Origin of the sequence: Sorangium sp. So ce381, from assembly GCF_051473845.1 — a bacterium.
Classification (GTDB): Bacteria; Myxococcota_A; Polyangia; order Polyangiales; family Polyangiaceae; genus Sorangium; species Sorangium atrum.
Genome location: NZ_CP150336.1, coordinates 7,515,755 through 7,536,583 on the forward strand (window position 1 = coordinate 7,515,755; position 20,829 = coordinate 7,536,583).

Annotated in this window: 14 protein-coding genes; 2 read left to right on the top strand and 12 right to left on the bottom strand. The window is 73.1% G+C overall.

The annotated features are described in order from the left end of the window. Nucleotides 1-118 precede the first annotated feature (118 nt). The gene (locus tag WMF29_RS27955; RefSeq protein ID WP_437323190.1) at nucleotides 119-724 is read left to right on the top strand and encodes a hypothetical protein; all 606 of its coding nucleotides are present in this window, start codon (nucleotides 119-121) and stop codon (nucleotides 722-724) included. Nucleotides 725-763: 39 nt separating this feature from the next. Here WMF29_RS27955 and WMF29_RS27960 read toward each other — a convergent pair whose 3' ends face one another. After that, nucleotides 764-2,788, bottom strand: coding sequence for an ATP-binding cassette domain-containing protein (locus tag WMF29_RS27960; RefSeq protein ID WP_437323191.1), 2,025 nt, complete (start codon nucleotides 2,786-2,788; stop codon nucleotides 764-766). Between the two features lie 18 nt (nucleotides 2,789-2,806). Here WMF29_RS27960 and WMF29_RS27965 point away from each other — a divergent pair, with 18 nt between their 5' ends. Then, entirely contained in the window at nucleotides 2,807-3,481 is a 675-nt protein-coding gene (locus WMF29_RS27965; RefSeq protein ID WP_437323192.1) for a hypothetical protein, read from the top strand. A 342-nt stretch (nucleotides 3,482-3,823) separates the two neighbouring features. Here WMF29_RS27965 and WMF29_RS27970 read toward each other — a convergent pair whose 3' ends face one another. The 11 genes from WMF29_RS27970 to WMF29_RS28020 form a co-directional block, all read right to left on the bottom strand. Next, nucleotides 3,824-5,326: a pyruvate kinase gene (locus tag WMF29_RS27970; RefSeq protein ID WP_437323193.1), complete on the bottom strand. Its 1,503-nt coding sequence runs from the start codon at nucleotides 5,324-5,326 to the stop codon at nucleotides 3,824-3,826. 223 nt (nucleotides 5,327-5,549) lie between these two features. Beyond that, complete coding sequence (locus WMF29_RS27975; protein WP_437323194.1) at nucleotides 5,550-8,018, bottom strand: SpoIIE family protein phosphatase; 2,469 nt, start codon at nucleotides 8,016-8,018, stop codon at nucleotides 5,550-5,552. A gap of 19 nt (nucleotides 8,019-8,037) precedes the next feature. After that, nucleotides 8,038-8,415 carry a hypothetical protein gene (locus WMF29_RS27980; RefSeq protein ID WP_437323195.1) on the bottom strand — a complete coding sequence of 126 codons (378 nt, stop codon included), beginning with the start codon at nucleotides 8,413-8,415 and terminating at the stop codon, nucleotides 8,038-8,040. Further along, nucleotides 8,396-8,809 (bottom strand): hypothetical protein, encoded by a 414-nt coding sequence (locus WMF29_RS27985; RefSeq protein WP_437323196.1) that lies wholly within the window; start codon nucleotides 8,807-8,809, stop codon nucleotides 8,396-8,398. The genes WMF29_RS27980 and WMF29_RS27985 overlap by 20 nt, the downstream gene beginning before the upstream one ends. 283 nt (nucleotides 8,810-9,092) lie before the next feature. After that, nucleotides 9,093-11,582 (bottom strand): SpoIIE family protein phosphatase, encoded by a 2,490-nt coding sequence (locus WMF29_RS27990; RefSeq protein WP_437323197.1) that lies wholly within the window; start codon nucleotides 11,580-11,582, stop codon nucleotides 9,093-9,095. A gap of 17 nt (nucleotides 11,583-11,599) precedes the next feature. Beyond that, a complete protein-coding gene (locus tag WMF29_RS27995; protein ID WP_437323198.1) occupies nucleotides 11,600-11,977 on the bottom strand; it encodes a hypothetical protein in 378 nt (125 codons plus the stop codon). Then, complete coding sequence (locus tag WMF29_RS28000; RefSeq protein ID WP_272094116.1) at nucleotides 11,958-12,413, bottom strand: hypothetical protein; 456 nt, start codon at nucleotides 12,411-12,413, stop codon at nucleotides 11,958-11,960. The genes WMF29_RS27995 and WMF29_RS28000 overlap by 20 nt, the downstream gene beginning before the upstream one ends. A 183-nt stretch (nucleotides 12,414-12,596) precedes the next feature. Continuing rightward, nucleotides 12,597-15,074, bottom strand: coding sequence for a SpoIIE family protein phosphatase (locus WMF29_RS28005; protein WP_437323199.1), 2,478 nt, complete (start codon nucleotides 15,072-15,074; stop codon nucleotides 12,597-12,599). Nucleotides 15,075-15,114: 40 nt separating this feature from the next. After that, nucleotides 15,115-15,492: a hypothetical protein gene (locus tag WMF29_RS28010; protein WP_437323200.1), complete on the bottom strand. Its 378-nt coding sequence runs from the start codon at nucleotides 15,490-15,492 to the stop codon at nucleotides 15,115-15,117. After that, a complete protein-coding gene (locus tag WMF29_RS28015) occupies nucleotides 15,473-16,006 on the bottom strand; it encodes a hypothetical protein (protein WP_373372160.1) in 534 nt (177 codons plus the stop codon). Before WMF29_RS28015 ends, WMF29_RS28010 begins: the two co-directional genes overlap by 20 nt. 148 nt (nucleotides 16,007-16,154) lie before the next feature. Next, complete coding sequence (locus tag WMF29_RS28020) at nucleotides 16,155-20,747, bottom strand: nSTAND1 domain-containing NTPase (RefSeq protein WP_437323201.1); 4,593 nt, start codon at nucleotides 20,745-20,747, stop codon at nucleotides 16,155-16,157. Nucleotides 20,748-20,829 lie beyond the last annotated feature (82 nt).

Consider the following 20,829-nt stretch of genomic DNA (forward strand, 5'->3'; position numbering starts at 1 on the left):
CATGCAGCGACATGCGGCGATTCGGCTGTCCGGCGCACCGTCCGAAGCGTTCGTCCGCGCGCGCGGCCGTTCGAGCGCGATCCACGGGCGCGAGGCCCCTCGATCCGGCGCGGGCGCGATGAGCCCGCCAGTCCGCGAGGGGCGGCGTCGCCTCGCCGTCGTCCTGTGGGGTGTCCTCGGTGTCGTGGCCGTCCTGGTCGAGGCCCTCTGTCGTCTCGGCGCGACGGCGGCGCGCATCCTGACGGTGCATGCGCTCACGACGGGACAGCTCGTCCTGCTCGCGGCCTGGACGGTCACGATCGCCTACTTCGAGGGGTACCGCGGCTTTCAGCAGCGCTTCTCGCCGCGGGTCGTCGCGCGCGCGCTCCACCTCGCCGAGCACGGGCGGCCCCTCCACGTGGCGCTGGCGCCGCTCTACTGCATGGCGCTCCTCCACGCGACGCGCCGTCGGCTGATCGCGACGTGGGCGCTCGTCGCAGGCATCGTGGCGCTCATCCTGCTCGTGCGGCAGATGCCCCCGCCCTACCGCGCGATCGTCGACGCAGGCGTCGCCTTCGCGCTCGCCTGGGGGGCCGTATCCATCCTCGTTTGCCTCGCGCGAGGGCTCGCGGGCCGCCCGCTGGGAATCTCGGCGGACGTGCCCGAGGAGCCGCGCCGCGCTGCCATCGACGCCGAGCATCTCGCCCGCCAGGCCGCGCGGGCAGGCGGCCCCTGCGATCCGTGACCTCGGCGCGCGAGCGGGGTGACCGCGCGCGCGCCTTCGTCAGCCCGCCGCCGGCCTCGCGGACCGCTGCAGCGCCTCGGCCAGAAGCGACCGATAGAGCGGCGAGCTCTCGCGGAGGGATTCGTGCGTGCCCACCGCCGCGACCCGACCGCCGTCGAGCAGCACGTTGAACGTCGACCTGAGGAGGTGCGGCGCGTGGGTCACGACGATGGCCGTGCGCCCGGCGGCGACCTCGCACGCCGTGCGGAGGACCGCCTCGGCGGTGGCGCCCGGCAGGCCCGCCTCCGGCTCGTCCAGCACGAAGACCCGCGGCTCGCGCAGCAGCACCCGCGCGAGCAGCAGCCGCCGCGCCTCACCGCCCGACAGGCTCGGCGGTGAGGCGCGCACCTCCGTCGCGAGGCCGCGCGCGGGCCGCGCCTCGCCCTCCGCCGGCGGCGCGCCTGCGAGCTCGTCGAGCTCTACGCGGCGGAGCGCCTCGCGCATGCGCTCCTCCGTGGGCGCAGGATCCAGGCCGAGCGCCAGGTTGTCCGCGATGCTCCGCTCGAACAGCCGCGTCGATTGCCCCACCACGCCGAACAGCCGCGGGAGCTCCTCGGGCGGGATCTGCCGCAGATCCACGCCGCCCACGGCGATCGCGCCCGACGACGGATCGTCGAGGCGCAGGAGCAGGCGCAGGAGCATCGACTTGCCGCTGCCAGATCGACCGCAGACGCCGACCACCGCTCCGGCGGGGATCGAGAGCGACACGCCGTCGAGGACGGGGCGGCTCGCGCCCGGCGGCGTGAACGTGACCCCCTCGAAGGCGATCGACAGGGGGCGCCTCGCCTCGCCGTCGAGGTGCACCGCGAGGCCGCCGGAGGGACGCGGCGGGTGCTCGGGCAGGCGCAGCAGCGCGAGCGTCGCGCGCAGCAGGGGGGCGCGCTCGATGAAGCCGGCGCGGAGCGCGTCGAGCGCCTCGAGGCGCGCCATCAGCAGCGGCACCACGAGCAGGAGCTCTCCGACCTCGCCCGCGCCGGCGCCCCCGCGAGAGGCCGCGAGCGCGGCGACGATGACGAGCGGCGAGAGCGCCGCGAGCGAGCCCTTGATCTGGCCGGAGACGGCGAGCGCCTGGCCGAAGCGGCGGCGCGCGTCCGCGACCCGGCGCGCGGCCACGGCGAGCTCTCCCTCGGCCTGGGCGCGCGCGCCGAGCAGGCGAAGGTCCTCCGCTCCTGCCAGCGCCTCGCCCACCGCGCCGAAGACGGCCGTGTCGGCGTGCTGCATCTCCCGCATCGCCCGCGCCACGCGGCCCGAGGCCCGATCCGCCGCGAGGCGCGAGGCCGCGAACAGCGCGGCGCCGCCCGCGAGGACGAGCGCCATGCCGCTCGAGACCAGCGACCCGGCGAGGACCGCGAGCGTCGCGAGCGCCTGGGGCAAGCCGGTCGCGACGGCGATCGCGAAATCGGCGACGAGGCCGGCATCCCGCGCGATCGCGAGCCGCACGACCTCCGCGCCCCGGACGGGCGGCGCGGGCCCGGCGCTCGGCGGCCGCGGCGCGGGCCCCGCCGCTTGCGCCGCGACGAGCGCGCGCCCGGCGGCGTCCACGTCGCGGGGCGAAGCGAACAGCGCTGCCCGGAAGAGCGCGACGCGGAGCGCGGCGGTGAGGTCGCCGCCGAGCTCCGAGCTCTTCCGGCCCGAGAGCACCGCCAGGGAGGCGGACACGAGCGTGGCGCCGAGCGCGGCGAGGACCGCGGCCGCCGGCGGTGCGCCGGCGAGCAGCCGGGCGAGCGCGCCGCCGATGCCGCCCGAGGGCGGCGCCTCGCGCCCTGCGACGGTGCCGAGGGCCACGCCGGCGATCGCCGGGAGCAGGCCGGACAGCGCGCCCGCGAGCGACGACAACGCCACGACGAGGGCAAGGCGCGCGGCGGCGCTGGCCGAGGCGCCGCGCACGCCTCCCGATGACGACGACATGGGCGGCGCGCCCCCCTCGCGCAGCGAGCGAAGACCGATCCGCAGGATCGCGAGGAGCGCGCGCATCGACGTGCGATGCCACGGTACACTGCCGACGCCGTTGCGCGCGACGCGCATTCGATCGACCCTCTCCTCGTGCGCACCGCGGTCGTGGTCCTGCTCCCGCTGCTCGCGGCCTGCGAGCGCCCGCCGCCCGCGCCGCCGGCGGGGACCGACGCCGGGGTGCTCACCCCCTGGACGCGCGGCGTCGCCGCGTCGCTGGACGACCACGGAGCCCGCCTCCGGACGGACAGCGTTCCGGCGGTGGGCTCCGTCGAGCCAGACGCGCTCGAGGAGATCCTCGCCGCAGCGCGGGAGGCCGCCCCCAGGCCGGCCGATGGCGTGAGCGTCGAGAAGATCGGCACCAGCACAGGCCTGCCAGCGCCCTCCGCGCTCCCGCCGGAGCCGGCGCCCGCCCCCGCCCCTGTCCCCCGGTCGCGCGTCGAGATCGGCGCGCCCATGGTGCAGGCCAACATGTCGAGCCCGGCGATCGAGAAGGCGGCGCGGGCGCAGCTCTACTGGGACCTCGTACAGCGCTGCCGCGGCCCGGGCGGGAGCCTGCTGCCGCCTGACGCCATCCGGGTGGAGTTCAACGTCGACGCCGAGGGCTATATCGTGGTGCCGACGATCATCGGGAGTGCGTCCGACCCCCGGTACGACGAGGCGGCCACCTGCATGCGGCGGGAGCTGTCGGGCGCAGCGTTCCGCGCGCCGGCGGCCGCGCGCGGGCTCCCAACCCGGGTCGACGCCACCGTGCCTTCGGTTGACTGAGCCGGAGCGGCTCCGGCGGGCGTGCTGGCTGGCTGCCGCGGGCTACCCACTCCACCGGGCTGCCGACCCCCGGCTGCCCACCCAGGTTGGGTCGTCCGGGCTACGCACCCCCGGCTGCCCACCCAGGTTGGGTTGACCCGGGCTGCCCACCCAGGTTGGGTCATCCGGGCTACGCACCCCGGGCTCGGGCTGCCCACCCAGGTTGGGTTGACCCAGACCTCCAACCCGGGTCGGCTCGACGGCTGCTCGACGCCCCAACCCGGGTCGCCCAACCCGGGTCGGGTCCACCGGGTCGGCTCGACGCCCCAACCCGGGTCGCCCAACCCGGGTCGGCTCGACGCCTCAGTCGAGGCGTGAGACCCCGAGCGACCGCATGAGCGCCCGCTTCTTGTCCTGGTGCTCGTGCATCCGGCGCAGGACGTCGACCACGAACGCGACCGTCGCGACGATGTTCTCACCCTGGTTGAGCATCACGCACTCCGCGCGCGAGCTCATCGCCGCGTCCGTCACCTCCCCGCGGGTCGGCACGCCGGTCTTGTTCAGGCTCTCGAGCACCTGCGTCGCCCAGATCGCGGGGACCAGCGCGGCCTCGCAGAGCCACAGGAGCTCCTCCTGGACCTCCGCCAGCCGCATGAACCCCATCTCGACGGCCATATCGCCGCGCGCCAGCATCACCCCCACGTTCTCGCTGCGCATCGCCGTGAGCAGGAGCCTCGGAAACCGCGCGAACCCAGGCGTCGTCTCGATCTTGAGGACGATCCCCAGGTGAGCGGCCTCGCGCGCGCCGAGCTCCGCCTGGAGGCGCTCCACATCGGAAGGAGACCGAACGAACGAGAGCCCCACCATGTCCGCGTGGCGCGCGATGAAGCCGAGATCCTCCAGATCCTTCGGCGTGAGCGACGGGATCCCGAGCTCGGTGTCCGGAAAGTTCAGGCCCTTTCCTGGCTTCAGCTTCACGGAGCCCTGGCGCGCGAAATCCACCTCCACGAGCGCGGCCCCCTCGGTCACGAGCTTGACCGTGCCCCCGAGCCGCCCGTCGTCGTAGAACACCCGGTGCCCGGGCCGGAGGTCGTCGACGACCTCCGGGATGGTGCAGCCGAGCGCGAGCACCTCCCCTGCGCCGGTGCTGCCCGCCGAGGGGCGCGCCCGCTTCACGTCCTTGCAGAGCCAGATCCAGGGCCGCTCACCCGGCTCGGACAGCGTGACGCGCGCCGGATCCCCGTCGATCTTGCTCACGCGCGGGTTGGGCCCGGCGATGTCGCAGAGGACCTTGCACCGGACCCCGGTCTCCTGTCCTGCCTCCCGGAGCCGCTCGATGAGCCCAGCCCACGCGCCCGCGTCCTCCTTCGCGCAGTTGATCCGCGCGACGTCCATCCCGCCCTCGAGCAGCCGCTTCAGCTCGCCCTTCCGCGCGTCCCCCGGCAGCGTCACCATCACCCGCGTCGTTCGCCCCTGGCGCCCCTCCCCGAGCAGCGCCCGCGCGTGCTCCTCGAGCAGCGCGCCCCCCGACGCGAACGTGGTGGGCGACTCCCCGGGAGGCCGCACCTCGGGGCGCCGCGCGAGCGCGTCGAGCGCGCCGCGCACGGCGTCGAGGGAGGCCAGCGCGCAGCGCTCCAGGCGCCCCAGCGAGCTCAGCCCGAGCGACGCGAGCTGCCGTTGCAGCTCGCGGATGTCCTGCTGCCGGACCGCGAGGTAGTGCAGCAGGTTCGTCGCTCCCGCTCGGTGCTTCGGGTGCACCGCGTCGATCAGGTGCCGGTTTCGCTGCTCGTGCTCGATGGCGCTCGCACGCAGCGCCTCGACGGCGGCGAGGGCGCGCTCGACAACCTGCAAGTCGGGATAAACCATGGCGCGATCTCCGGGCTCCGGCGCGCGTACCCTCACGTCCGCTGCAGCGCGACGCGCGGCGCGCGCCGCGACGACGAGTCCAGCATCGCGCGCAAGACCAGTCCAGCGCCCCACGCCGGAAGAGCGCGGGCGATGACGGAACGTCTCCGTTCCTCCACAGCAGCGTCATCGAGCGCTGCCATGCGTCGGACGACGCGACGGCAAGGCAGCGTAGCCCCCGGCGCTACGCCGGCGCCCGGTACCGAGCCACGACGACCGTGATGTCGTCGTCCGGGCTCGGGCACCACCCCTCGACCTCCCTCAGGATCCTGTCTCGGATCGCCTCGACCGGCGCGCTCTGCGCGGCCTCGATGGCGGTGCAGAGCCGCTCCAGCCCGAACTGCTCGCGGTGCGCGTTGCGCGACTCCGTCACGCCGTCGCTGTAGAGCACGAGGATGTCCCCGTCCTCCAGGACGAAGTGGGCGTCCCGCGTCACCTCGTCGATGACGGGCAACACGCCGATCCAGACGCCCGAGCTCGGGATGCACACGCACCGCCGCGTGCGCGCCGAGCACACGATGATGTCGTCGTGCGCCCCCGCGAACGTCACCCGCCCGCCCCGCTCGTACCGGAGCAGGAGCAGCGTCGCGTGCTCGTCCCGCTTCAGGCGGCCGCGCACGTTCTTGTAGAGCGCCTTGTTGAGCGCCGCGAGCAGCTCGCTCGGGCTCGCGCCCGGGTCCCTGCTCGTCAGCGACGACACCATGCTCTGGATCATCAGCATCACGAGCCCCGCAGCGAGCCCGTGCCCCGCGACGTCGCCGATCCCGAGCCACCCCCCCTCGGGCGTCGCGATGACATCGTAGTAGTCGCCGCCCACCTCGGCCGCCGGCGTCATGGCCGCGGAGAGCTCCAGCCCCTCGATGTGCAGGTGCTCCGGCACCAGCGTCGTCTGGAGGCGCGCCGCGAGCACCGTCTCCTGCCGCTCGCTCTCCTGCTCCAGCCGCTCGCGCAGCTCCACCTGCCGCACCATCTCCCGGTGCAGCGCCACGGTCTTCACCGCAGAGCCGATCTGGAGCCGCAGCGCGTCGTAGACCATCTCGTTCATGCCGCTGTTCAGCGCCATCACGCCGAAATACTCCGTGTCACCGAAGGTGAGCGGCATCACGACGACGCTCCTGCGCTCGCTCGAGCTCAGGAACCCCGGAGGGGCCAGGGAGCGCGACGGGAAGCTCTCGGTCGGCGGCGCCACCTCGCGGCCGTCCTCCATCAGGAAGAGCGTCTTCAGCGTGGCTCGCTGGGCGTCGTCGTAGAGCGAGACGGCGGCGCGCGTGAAGTGCAGCCTCGGCATCTCCGAGGCCAGCATGCGCTGGAACAGGGGCAAGCTCAGGCACGTCGAGAACCACCGCCCGCTCCAGCTCAGGTCGATCGAGGCGACCTCGACGTCGAGGCGCTGCCGCCCCTCGACGCGCACGGACGCGCTCCCGATGAGGACGCGGCACGCATGCCACAGCTGCTCCAGGGCCTCGTTCACGGCGGCGTCGCCCCCGTCCTCGACAGGCCGCCGGAGCCGCGCGCGCAGGAGCGTCACCACGCCCTGGAACAGATCGAGGAACACCCCCTCGCGCCCGGCCGTGTCGAGGACGCGCTCCAGCACGTGCAGGAAGCACCCCTCGTGGCCCGCGAGCTCCTCTTCCAGCGCCGACAGGAGCCCGCCGGCCCAGCCGTCGAGCGACGCGGCCGGGATCCCCACGGCCTGCTCGAGCGCGCGCTCCAGCTCGTCGCGCCGGCCGCCGAGCGACATCGCCCCGAGGCGCGGCGGGCTCGTGAGCGGCCGCATCGCGACCGCCTGGTACGCGCAGCCGCAGGACTCGCGCCGCGTGAGCTCGATCTGCTGCATGTTCCGATCGGGGACGGCCTCGCCGTCGAGCATGCGCACGACCGTCTCGAGCGCGATCTCCCCGAGCCGCTTGATCGGCTGGCGAACCGTCGTCAAGGACGGCTTCGCGTAGCGCGCCACGCCCACGTCGTCGAAGCCGCACACCAGGATGTCCCTCGGCACGTGGAGGCCACGCGCCTTCAAGAGCTCGATCGCGCCGAGGGCCATGTTGTCGTTCGCCGCGACAACGGCGTCGAGCTCGACCCCGCGGTCCAGGATCTCGGCCATCGCGGCGCGGCCCGTGTCGATCGTGAACTGGCCGCTCGCGACGAGGCGCTCGTCGTACGGGATCGCGCGCGCGGCGAGCGCCTTGCGGAACGCGCCGGCGCGGATCCTCGCCTCCTCGTTGTTGACCGGCCCGCCGATGTACGCGACGCGCCGGCACGCGTGCTCGTCGAGCAGGTGGCCGGCCGCCATCTCGATCCCGAGGCCGTTGTCCACGACGATGCTCGGGATGCCCTCCAGCGGGATCCCGATGCTGCAGAGGGGCATCGGCGCGTAGTCCTCGCAGAAGCGCTGCACCCCCTCGGCGCCGACGAAATTGCACAGCGTCGCCGACGCGACCACGATGCCGTCGACCGCCTCCGCGCTGACGAGGCGGTAGATGCTGTTCTGAGCGGCCTCGGAGGGACCATGGGCGGAGAGCGTCTCCCCGACGGCGATCACGAGGTTGACGTCGTGCGCCTCCGCGGCGCGCTCGACCCCGATCCGCAGCGCGGATTGGTACTCGCCGCGCACATAATCCATCACGAGGGCGATCGTCCGGCGCTTCTTCATCTTGTCCTGCGGCTCTCCGTCAGGTGTCCTCGATCGAGACCAGCTCCGGAGACATGCGCTCGAGCGCCGCCAGGCTCCGTCTTTGCCATCCCAGCCGCGCGTCCGTGCGGAACTGCACCTTGCACTTCAGCCCCTGGCCCGCGAGCCCGCAGGTGAAGCTGATGAACGCTTTCAGGCAGCTCGAGTTGAGAAAGTAAAGAGCCCTTATATCGAACTGCACCGCGCTGATGGAGAGGCGCATGACCTCCGCCTGGAGGGCCTTGAGGCAAAGGCCGAGCGGCGGCGCCGCCGCCATGTCGCCCGTGCCGGTGAGCTTGACGCCGAGGGTGTCGTCCCTCAGCGTCGGCTCGATCCCGAAGCTCTCCGTGACGACAGGCTCAACCCGTAAACCGCTCATCTCCCCTCCATCCCGCAACGGGCGCCTGCGCGATGATCGTCAGCCTGCTCCCCTCGATCGTGTAGTCCACGTCGAGCCCGCCCTCCGCGCGCACCCGCGCGAGGCCGAGCCCGGATACCCCTTCTATCATCGCCGTCTCACAGATGAGTTCGTCATAGTGCTTCACAGGATCGCTCGCCGACCTCAGCGCGGAGAGCCGCCGCTCCACCTCGCGCAGCCGCTCCGGCGACGCCTCGTTCCGCGCGCGAATCACGAGGACCCGCGCGCCCTCGCCCCCCTCCAGCGCGAGCTCGAGGCTGACCTCCGGGCCGGACGAGTACTTGATGAGGTTCTCGGCGAGCTCGTGCGCGGCCATGTAGAACCGCGAGCTCGCACTCTCATCGTCCAGCACCATCCCACAGAAGCTGGACACCAGCCGTAACACCGCGCTAGCCATCCGTTCACTCGGGAAAAACGTGATGCACAAGAACGGTGAAGCGTCCTGGCTCAGTCCGGAAGCTAACACGGTTCACGCAGCGTACGTAATTCTTGCACCGGATCCAATCCCCCTTGGTCGGCCGTGTGCTCATGTAGGCGAGCGAACGATCGCGAGCGCCCGGCGCGCCGTTCACGTCGTCCGTCGCGACCCCGGCGCTCGCCGCTCCGCCGAGCGCGTCGGCCGCGCCTCGACCGATGCGTCAGGGCTGCCGGGGGGCGCGGTACCTCGCCACGACGATCGTGATGTCGTCGTCAGGGCTCGGGCACCACCCCTCGACCTCCTTCAGGATCCGGTCACGAATGACCACGACGGATTCGGTCTGGACGGCCTCGATGGTGGTGCAGAGCCGCTCGAGGCCGAACTGCTCATGGTGGGCGTCGCGCGCCTCGGTCACTCCATCGCTGTAGAGCACGAGGACGTCGCCGTCCTCCAGGACGAACTCGGCGTCTCGCGTCATCTCGTGGATGGATGGCAGCGTGCCGATCCAGACCCCCGTGCTCGGGATGCACACGCAGCGGCGCGTCTTCGCGCGGCACACGAGGATGTCGTCGTGCGCCCCGGCGAACGTCACCCGCCCGCTCCGCTCGTACCGCAGCAGGAGCAGCGTCGCGTGCTCGTCCCGCATCAGGCGGCCGCGGATGTTCTCGTACAGCGCCGCGTTGATCGCCGAGATCACCCTGGCGGGGCTCGCCCTCGGATCCCTGCGCGTCAGCGCCGAGACCATGCTCTGGATCATCAGCACCACGAGCCCCGCAGCGAGCCCGTGCCCCGCGACGTCGCCGATCCCGAGCCAACCGCCTTCGGCGGTCGCGAGCACGTCGTAGTAGTCGCCGCCGACCTCGGCGGCCGGCTTCATGACGGCGCAGAGCGAGAGCCCCGCGACCGACAGCCGCTCCGGGACCAGCGTCGTCTGGATGCGCGCCGCGACGACGCTCTCCTGGCGGACCCTCTCCTGCTCCAGCCGCTCGCGCGCCTCCACCTGACGGACCATCTCCCGGTGCAGCGCCGCGGCCTTGACCGCGGAGCCGATCTGGAGGCGGAGCGCGTCGTAGATCAGCTCGTGCGCGCCGCTGTTGAACACCGCGACACCGAACTTCTCCTCGTCGCCGAACGCGACGGGGAGCGCGATCATGGTCGTGCGCTCCCGGCCTCTCAGGAACCCGTCGGGCGCGAGCCGCCGCGCCGGGAAGCTCGCCGCCGACGGCTCCACCTCGCGGCCGTCCTCCATCAGGAAGAGCGGCCTCATGACACCTCGCTGCGCCTCGGGAGCGTCGTCATACAGAGACACCGCGGCCCGCGATATCCCGAGGACCGGCAGCTCCGACGCGAGCACGCGCTTCAGGCTGGGCAGGCTCAGGCACGTCGAGAAGCTCCGCGCGCTCCAGCTGAGGTAGGTCGCCGCGAGCTCCACGCTCAGCCGCCGCTCCCCCTCGATCCGCATCGACGCGCTCGAAATGACGATGCGCGACACGTGCCAGAGCCGCTCGAGGGCATCGTAGAGAGCGACGCCCCCGCCGCCCGACGGCGGCCGGCCGAGCCGCTCCCGGAGCACATCGATCACGCCCTGGAAGTGATCGAGGATCGCGCCCCCCCGCCCCGCCGCGTCGAGGAGCGCCTCGAGCGCGTGCCTGAAGCGGCCCTCCCGCCCAGCGAGCTCGTCCTCCAGCGCCGACAGGAGCTCGCCAGGCCAGCCGTCGAGCGAGCCAGTCGGGATGGCCACGCTCCTCCTGAGCGCGGTCTCCAGCGACTCCCGCCGCGCCGCGACCAGGGACGCCCCGTCGCGCGCCGCCGAGGCCGACGGCGAGAGCGAGGCGCTCGCCTGAACCCGGCAGCCGCACGACTCACGGCACGTGAGCTCGACGTCGAGGAGCGCCATGTCCTCTACGACCTCGCCGTCGAACATGCGCATCATCGTGTCCATCGCCTGGGCCCCGAGCCGCTTCATGGGCTGGCGAACGGTGGTCAGCGACGGCTTGGAGAATCGCGCGATGAAGGCGTCGTCGAAGCCGGATACGAGGATGTCCTGCGGGACGCGGAGCCCCCGCTCCGCGAGCAGCTCGATCACCCCGAGGGCCATCTTGTCGTTGGCGGCGACAACGGCGTCGACCTCGACACCGCGGTCCAGGATGTCGCGTATCGCGACACGGCCGCTGTCGATCGTGAACGCGCCCACCGCGAAGAGGCGCTCGTCGAGCGGGAGGCCGCGCGCCGCGAGCGCTCCCCAGTAGGCGTCGGCGCGCGCCCTGGCCTCCTCGTTGTTGGCCGGTCCGCCGACATACGCGATGTTCCGGCGCCCGTGGACGTCGAGCATGTGCCCGACCGACAGCTCGATCCCGAGGCCGTTGTTCACGATGAGGCTCGGGATACCGTCGATCGCCATCCCGATGCTGAAGACGGGCAGCGGCGCGTAAGCCCGGAAGAACGCCCGCATCCCCTCGATCCCGATGTGGTGGCAGAGGGTCGCCGACGCGACGATGATGCCGTCGACCGTCTCCGGGCCGATGAGCTGATAAACGCTGTTCTGGGCCGCCCCCCCCTCGCCGGGCAGCGCGAGCGTCTCTCCGAAGGCGATCACGAGATTGACGTCGTGGGCCTCCGCGGCGCGCTCGATGCCGAAGCGCACCTCGGACTGGTAGTCTCCCCCGACGTAGTCCATCAGGAAGGCGATCGTCCGGCGCTTCTCGCTCATCTCCCGCGGCTCTCGCGTCAGACGTCGGCGATGGAGACGAGCTCCGGAGACATGCGCTCGATGGCCGTCAGGCTCCGCCGTTGCCAGCCCAGCCTCGCGTCGGTGAGGAACTCCACCTTGCACTTCGGCCCCTGGCTCGCGAGGCCGGCGATGAAGCTGATGAACGCCTTCAGGCAGCTCGAGTTCAGGAAGTAAAGGGCCCTCACGTCGAACTCGATGGCGCTCACGCGGAGGCGCGCCGCCTCGGCGTGGAGGTCCTTGAGGAGCAGACCGAGCGGCGCGACCGCCGCCATGTCGCCCGTGCCGGTCAGCTTGACGACGACGGTGTCCTCCCTCAGGGAAGGCTCGATCCCGAAGCTGTCCGTGACGACGGGCTCAACCCTTAAGCTGCTCATCGACCCTCCACCTCCCCACCGGCGCGTGCGCGATGATCGTCAGCTCATTGCCCTCGATCTTGTAGTCCACGTCGAGCCCGCCCTCCGCGCGCACCCGCGCGAGGCCGAGCCCCGACACCCCTTCTATCATCGCCGTCTCACAGATGAGCTCGTCATAGTGCTTCACAGGATCGCTCGCCGCCTTCAGCTCGAAGAGCCGTCTCTCCACCTCGCGCAGCCGCTCCGGCGACGCCTCGTTCCGCGCGCAGATCTTCATGACGCAGGAACTCTCGCGCTCCTCCAGCGCGAGCTCCAGGCTGACCTTGGGGCCCGAGGAGTACTTGATGATGTTCTCGGCGAGCTCGTGCGCGGCCATGTAGAACCGCGAGCTCACGTTCGCGTCGTCCAGCACCATGCTGCAGAAGCTGGACACCAGCCGAAGCACGCTGTTGGCCATACGCTCGCTCGGGTGGAACGAAATGCAAAGAAACAGTGACCCGTTCTGACTCGGTTCGGACACTGACACGATTGGCGGAGCGTACGTGGTTCTCAACCCGGATCCAATCCCTTCTGCTGACACCGACGATAGCGCTCATGTAGGAAAGCGGGCGGCCTCGGGCCACAGTTGCCACAGTTACAGTTATCGAGGCGCGCTGTACCTCGCCACGACGACCGTGATGTCGTCATCGGGGCTCGGGCACCACCCCTCGACCTCGCCGAGGATGCGGTCCCGGATCGCCTCGGCGGGCGCGCCCTGGGAGGACTCGATGGTGGTGCAGAGCCGCTCGAGGCCGAACTGCTCATGGTGCGCGTTGCGCGCCTCCGTCACGCCGTCGCTGTAGAGCACGAGGACGTCGCCGTCCTCCAGGACGAACTCGGCGTCTCGCGTCATCGCGTCAATGGCGGGCAGCGCGCCGATCCAGACGCCAGAGCTCGGGATGCACACGCAGCGGCGCGTCTTCGCGCGGCACACGATGATGTCGTCGTGCGCCCCGGCGAACGTCACCCGCCCGCTCCGCTCGTACCGGAGCAGGAGAAGCGTCGCGTGCTCGTCCCGCTTCAGCCGACTGCGGACGTTCTCGTACACCGCCCCGTTCACCGCAGAGAGGATGTCCCCGGGGCTGGCGCGCGGGTCGTTGCGCGTCAGGGCCGAGATCATGCTCTGGATCATCAGCATCACGAGCCCTGCAGCGAGCCCGTGCCCCGCGACGTCGCCGATCCCGAGCCACCCGCCCTCGTCCGTCGCGAGCACGTCGTAGTAATCGCCGCCGACCTCGGCGGCCGGCTTCATGACCGCGGAGAGCTCGAGGCCTTCGACCGAGAGCTGCGCCGGCACCAGCGTCGTCTGGATGCGCGCCGCGACGACGCTCTCCTGGCGGACCTTCTCCTGCTCCAGCCGCTCGCGCAGCTCCACCTGCCGCACGACCTCCCAGTGCAGCGCCGCGGCCTTGACCGCCGAGCCGATCTGGAGGCGGAGGGCGTCATAGACCATCTCGTTGGCGCCGCTGTTGAGCACCGCGACACCGAACTTCTCCTCGTCGCCGAACGCGACCGGGAGCGCGATCACGCTCCTACGCTCTCCGCCGCCCAGGAACCCTTCGGGCGCGAGGCGGCGCGCCGGGAAGCTCTCCGCCGGCGGCTCCAGCTCGCGGCCGTCCTCCATCAGGAAGAGCGCCTTCATGGTGGTGCGCTGCGGGTCGTGCGCGGTGTCATAGAGCGACACCGCGACCCGCGAGAACTGCATCCGCGGCAGCTCCGACGCCATCATGCGCCGCAGGATGGGGAGGCTCAAACAGGTCGAGAAGCTCCGCGCGCTCCAGCTCAGGTAGAGCGACGCGAGCTCCACGTTGAGCCGCTGCTGCCCCTCGGCGCGCACCGACGCGCTCCCGATGACGATGCGCGAGGCGTGCCAGATCCGCTCGAGCGCCTCGTCGAGGACCGCGTCCCGGAGGGCCCCGTGGCCCCGGCGGTACTGCTCCCGGAGCAGCGTGATCATGCTCTGGAAGTGCTCGAGGATCGCGCCCTCGCGCCCCGCCGCGTCGAGGAGCGACTCGATCGCGCGCAGGAAGCGGCCCTCGCTCCCCCCGAGCTCCTCCTCCAGCGCCGACAGGAGCAGACCGGCCCAGCCGTCGAGCGAGCCGGCGGGGATCGCGACGCTCTTCTCGATCAGGCGCTCCACGTCGTCCCGCTGGCCAGCGGAAGGGAGCGACGCGCTCCACGCCTTGCTCGAGGGCGCGCCCACGGGCTCCACCTGGTAGCCGCAGCCGCAGGACTCGCGCAGCGTGAGCTCGACCGGGAACAGGTTGTACTCGGGGACCGGCTCGCCCTCGATCATGCGCACGATCATGTCCACGGCGCGCGCGCCGATGCGCTTGATGGGCTGGCGGATGGTGGTCAGCGACGGCTTCGCGAAGCGCGCGATGACGGCGTCGTCGAAGCCGCACACGGGGAGGTCCCTCGGGACGCTCAGGCCGTGCGCCTTGAGCTCCTCGATGGCCCCGAGCGCCATGTTGTCGTTGGCGGCGACCACGGCGTCGAACGCGGCCCCGCGCCCGATGATCTCCCGCATCGCGGCGCGCCCGGTGTCGATCGTGAAGCTGCCGAACGCGACGAGGCGCTCGTCGACGCGGAGCGAGCGGTCCGCGAGCGCCCGCCGGTAGGCGTCGGCGCGGACCTCCGCCTCCTCGTTGCTCGGCGGGCCGCCGATGTACGCGACGCGCTGGCGCCCGTGGTCGTCGACGATGTGCCCGACCGAGAGATCGAGCCCGAGGCCGTTGTCGACGACGAGGCTCGGGATGCCGTCGATCGCCATCCCGAGGCTGCAGATCGGCAGCGGCGCGTAGGACCGGCAGAACCGCTTCATCCCCTCGATGCCGACGTGGTGGCAGAGCGTCGTCGAGGCGACGAGGATGCCGTCGACCGTCTCCGCGCCGATGAGGTGATAGATGCTGTTCTGGGCCGTGCTGGCCGCCCCGGGGAGGGCGAGCGTCTCGCCGAAGGCGATGACGAGATTGACGTCGTGCGCCTCGGCGGCGCGCTCGACCCCGAAACGCACCTCGGACTGGTACTCGCCTCGTACGTAGTCCATCAGGAGGGCGATCGTCCGGCGCTTCTTCATCGTGTCCTGCAGTCCTCGCTTCAGGCGTCCGCGATGCGCTTCAGGCGTCCGCGATGGAGACCAGCTCGGGGGACATGCGCTCGAGCGCCGTCAGGCTCCGCCGCTGCCACCCCAGCCTCGCGTCCGTGACGAACTGCACCCTGCACTTCAGCCCCTGGCCCGCGAGCCCGCAGATGAAGCTGATGAACGCCTTCAGGCAGCTCGAGTTCAGAAAGTAAAGAGACCTTACGTCGAACTCCACGGCGCTCACGGAGAGGCGCGCCACCTCCGCCTGGAGAGCCTTGCAGTAGGAGCCGAGCGGCGCGGCCGCCGCCATGTCGCCCGTGCCGGTGAGCTTGATGCTGAGGGTGTCCTCCCTCAGGGCCGGCTCGATCCCGAAGCTGTCCGTGACGACGGACTCAACCTTTAAGCTGCTCATCTCCCCTCCATCTCCCAACCGGCGCGTGCGCGATGATCGTCAGCTCGTTCCCCTCGATCTTGTAGTCCACGTCGAGCCCGCCCTCCGCGCGCACCCGCGCGAGGCCGAGCCCCGACACCCCTTCTACCATCGCCGTCTCATGGATAAGCTCGTCGTAGTGCTTCACAGGATCGCTCGTCGTCTTCAGCTCGAGCAGGCGCCTCTCCACCTCGCGTAGGCGGTCGGGAGAGGCCTCGTTCCGCGCGCGGATCTTCAGGATACAGGAGCTCTCGGCCTCCTCCAGCGCGAGCTCCAGGCTGACCTTGGGGCCCGTCGAATACTTGGTGATGTTCTCGGCGAGCTCGTGCGCGGCCATGTAGAACCGCGAGCTCACATTCGCGTCGTCCAGGATCATCCCGCAAAAGCTGGACACGAGCCTCAGCACCGCGGTCGCCAGGCGGTCGCTCGGGAAGAACGTGATGCACAGGAACAGCGATGCATTCAGGTTCGGTTCGGACGCGGGCACGATTGCCACAGCCTACGTCGTTCCCGCAGCGGAGCCAACGCCTTCTGCTCTCGCGCGAGCGCGATCACGATCGCGCGCGGGTGAGGGCAGACCCTACAATACAGCGCGACGGCGGGCTTTGGCTTTGACCTGCCGCGTCGGCCGCGTCGGCGCGGCCTCACGGCCGCGGGACGAGCCGCTTCCCCTGGGCCCTCAGGTTCGACACCGCCTCTCCCACGCGCTGGGCGAGCGGCAGCCCCCGGGGCACCACGTGGCCGGTCGCCCCGCCAACGCGGCCGAACGACCATGAGAGCACCGAGCCTTCGGCGTCCCACGGCGCGAGCCGCTCGCGGCCGTCGGACGGCATGGCGCCGACGAGCTCGTGCCGCTCCAGGTCGAGCGCCGCGATCCGGTCCGCCGACGAGAGCAGCAACGTCTTGCCGTCGGGCGCGGCGGCGATGTCCTCCCACTCCGCCCCGCTCACGCCCTCGAGCACCCGCTCGGTGAGGCCGGCGCGGCGGATCACGACGACGCCCGTCGCGTCCGCGAAGGCCGCGTCGCCCGGCAGGGGGCCGTCCGCGATCGCGGTCGCGCGCGGCGTGGCGTACCCGAGGACCCGCACCTCGCCCCGCGCCTCGTCGATGCGCGCCAGGGCGCCGGAGCTGAACGCGAGCCACAGCCCGGGGCCGACGTCGCCGCGCGCGGCGCTCGGGCGCGCCTCGTAGACGTAGCCGTCGGTCACCGCGATCGTGCGGGACGACAGGTCGCGGAGCGACGTCGCGACGACGTTTCCGTCGAGCTCCTGCGTGAACAGCGTCCGGCAGGCGGCGTCGACGCCGAGCACGAGCGCCGGCGCCCTCGGCACCACCTCCACGGTCGCGCCGGTCACCGCGTCGAACAGCGTCCACACCCCCTCGTCCCGGCGGTACGCCATGAGCCGGCCGTCGTCGCAGGCGCGCAGCAGGTGGCCCTTCCGCGCGGCCGTGCGGCGCCGCGAGCCCTCGTCGTACAGGCGCACCTCGCCGCCGATCTCGAAGGCCACGACGCCCCCGCGCCGCAGCGCGGCGGCGGCCGAGGCGGCCGCGTCGCGCACCTCGGGGCTCCCCTCCGGGTCGAGCCCCTCGAACCCGAGGAGGCGCTCCGCGGCGGGCGCGCCCGGGCTGAACAGGACGAGGTCGCGCGTGAGCACGCGCCGGTCCGGCAGCCGCCACCCGCCGACGAGCGCGTGCGGGCCGACGTCGCGCTCGGCGATGTCGGCGATCTCGCCGCGCGCGCGCAGCGGCCGCGGCGCTCCCTTGCCCGGGGACGCCTCGCACGGCGAGCCCTCGGGCGGCGGATCGCCCGCGGCGCGACCGCCCTTCCGGAGGTAGTGCCAGACGCTGCCGCCGCTGCCGCACACGCCCAGATCGAGCCCGCCGGCGTCCCAACGCGCCGACGCGGGCGCCGGATCGGTGTCGAGCTCGAAGAGCGGCGCCTCGGGCCGGTCGAGGGCGTAGATCGCCGTCCTGCTCTGCTGCACGAGCGCGATCACGGGATCGCGCGGGCTGAACCGGCCGAGCACGGCGGGCGCGCCCAGGGTGATCTCGGCGCCCGCGCCGGCGCCGGGCCCCCAGAGCAGCGCCCTGCGCCCGAGCACCGCCGCCACGTGCGCGCCGTCGGGCGAGACGCCGAGCACGTTGCCGCGGAACGGGTGCCGATCGACAGCCTCGGCGCCGCCGCCGCGCCGCATGTCCCAGCGCGCGATCCCGCCGTCGGTCGAGCAGGCGAGGACGGGCGCCGCCTCGGCCGCGTGGACGGCGCTGCTGCAGCGCACCGGCGCGACCGCGGCCAGCGCGACCGTCCCGCCCTCCCGCAGCCGGAAGACGCGGACCTCGCCGGTGACCGAGCGCGTCGCGAGCGCCGTGTCGAACGCGAACGGCACGCGCTCCACGTGCGGGGCGTCGTGCGGCCGCAGCGCGAGGACGCGCGGCGATTTGGCGCGCGGGGCGCTCTCCGGATCGGCGTCGAGCGCCACGTCGTCGATGACCTCCGGGTCGGGCGGGCGCAGGTCGGCGACGAGCAGCGAGCCCCCGGGGCCGCCGGCGATGACCCACCGATCGTCCCACGGCAGCGCCGGCCCCACCACGCCGTCGACGGTCAGGAAGCGCGCGCGCGGCAGGCCCACCGCGGCGGACGCGAGATCGAGCGGCAGCGCCGCGTCGTCCGCGCGCCGCGCGAGGGCCGCGGCGATCCACGCGGCGCGGTGGTACGGGTCCTCCGTGCGGCGCGCCTTGCCGATGAGCTCGGCGAGCTCGGCGCGCTCCTCGGCCTCGCGCGCCTTGGCCTCCGTCTGCGCCTGGCGCGCCGCGACCCACCGCTCGGCCACGAACGCCGAGGCGACCGTGAGCCCCAGCGCCACGGCCGCGCCGATCTTCTTGGCGCGCTGGGCGCGGGCGTGCCGGAGGCTCTCGCGCACGAGCGCCTGCTCGCGCCGCGGCAGCCGCGAGGCGAAGGCCGCGCTCTTGCTCACCTGATCGAGCAGGTCGCGGCGCAGGAGGAGATCGCGGCTCTCGCCGGAGCGATCCCACACGTCGGCGGCCTCGCGGAGCCGCTCGAGCAGGATGAGCCGCTCCATGTGCAGCGCGCGGGTGGCGGCGGCGTGCGGCCAGCTCGAGACGAGCGACTCGTGGGCGAGCTCCACGGTCCTGTCGCGGCGGACGAGGAGGCGCGCGCGCTCGAGGGCGCCGAGGACGCGGTCGACGTCCGCGGGCGGGGCGGCGACGGCCTCGACGAGCTCTGCCTCGGCCCAGCGGACGCGCGACCCGTCCATCGCGCCGAGCCGGAGCAGCGCCTCGTCGGCGATCGCGCGATCCTCCGGGGCGAGGGCTTTGACAGCGGCGTCGGCGTGCCGCGCGAGGGCGCCGCGCACGCCGCCGAGCTCCTGCCATGCCTCGCCGCTCAGCGCGCCGCGCGGGTCGCGCGCGCGCTCCCACCATTCGGCGAGGGCGAGCGCGATGAACGAGAGCGCCGCCCCGCCGCTCCGGAGCTCGCGCTGCGCCTCGGCCGCGACCTGGGCGAGCCCGCGCACCTCGGCGCCGGCGAGCTTCGCCGGGCCTGCGACGAGGTCCTTCACGGCGGCGGCGGCGGGCAGCCCCACGTAGCGCAGCGCGGCCCGGAGGCCCTCGCCGGCCGGGGTGGCGAGGAGGGCCGCGGTGCGGTCGTCGGCCTCGTCGAGCACGCCGATGAGCCGGAGGCCTCGCCGCGGCTCGCCGGTCGCGAGCGCGCCCACGAGGGCGGCGAGGCGCCCGCCGCCGAGGGGCGCGATGGGGTCGACGATCAGCGCGACGCCGACGGCGGACGCCATGCAGAACCTGGTGAGGGCGTCGAGGTCCGCGGACTCGAGCTCCGGCGAGACGGCGGCGAGCGCGCGGGCGAGGGCGCCGTCGGGGTCGTCGCCCGGGGTGAGGCGCGCCTCGATCCAGTCGTCCTTCTGGTCGACGTGGCGGCGCGCCAGGTGGGGCACGAGCCCCGCGGAGGCGAGCGAGGTCTTGCCCGATCCTCGCGGCCCCTGGAGCACGACGCACGGCTCGAACTCGAGCTCGCGCCCGAGGCGCGCGGCGTCGTCGTCGCGCCCGAACAGGAGCCCCTCGTCGGTGGACGAGAGCGGCGCGAGGCCCCTGTACGGCCGGTCGGGGACGCCGTGGGGCCGCTCCCAGACCTCGTCGAGCAGCTGCGTCAGCTTCCCCGGCGTGACGCGCCGGTGCGCGGGGTCGACGGACAGGAGGCGCTGGAGGAGCGCGACGAGGCCGCGCGGCAGCCGCGCGGGGTCGCGCTCGAGGTCGCGCATGGTGCCGCGCAACGTCGCGGCGCGCAGCTCGGTCCACCAGGCGGAGACGCTCGCGGGGTCGGAGCAGTCGTCCGGCTCGTCGGGCACGGCGTGCGGGAGGCGCCCGGTGGCGAGCTGCGCGATGCAGACGGCGAGCGCGTAGGCGTCGGTGGCGGCGGTCGGCTCGGCCATCTCGAGCACCTCCGGCGCCATGAAGCCCGGTGTTCCGATGACGTTGCGCGCGGCGGCGGGGCTGTCCGCGCCGGCGAAGGCGCGGCGCGTGGAGGCGTAGACGTCGCGCTCGGCGAGGAACGCCGCCGTGCCGAGGTCGCTCCCGCCGCTGTCGTGGCCGCCGCCGACGGCGACGGCGGGGGGCGCGCCGGAGGCGCGGGAGACGGGGGCGCCTGCGCGCCGCGAGATGCCGAAGTCGAGGACCTTGAGGGCGCCGTCCTGCGTGAGGAACAGGTTGGCGGGCTTGAGATCGAGGTGGACGACGCCGCGCGCGTGGATGACGTCGAGCGCGCCGGCGACGTCGCGGGCCCAGGCGACGACGCGGCGCCAGGGGATGCGGCGGCGGAAGCGGATCAGGTCGGCGAGGTTCCGGCCCTCGAGCAGCTCCATCGAGACGAACGGGGTCTTCGGCGCGCCGTGGAGGATGCCGGCGGCGTAGATGGTGACGAGCGACGGGTGGCGGAACGAGGCGAGGAGCTTGGCCTCGTCGGCCCAGTCGGCTGCGTCGGCGAAGTCCGAGACGAGGAGCTTGAGGGCGACCTCGCGGAACGGCGCGCCGTCGGGCAGGAGCTCCTCAGCGCGCCACACGTCGCCGAAGCCGCCCCGGCCGAGGCGGACGCGGAGCCGGTAGCGGCGATCGAGCACCTCGCCGGGGGCGCGCGCGAGCCCGCCCGCGGGCATGGGCACCGGGCCCGGATCGCGGGAGCTCCCCTCGTCGACGAGCGTGCGGTCCATCGCGGGACGACGGTATCACCGGCGCAGCGAGAGGTGGACGGTCCCGCTCACCGCAGCCCCCGACGCCGCGGCGGTCCGCCCG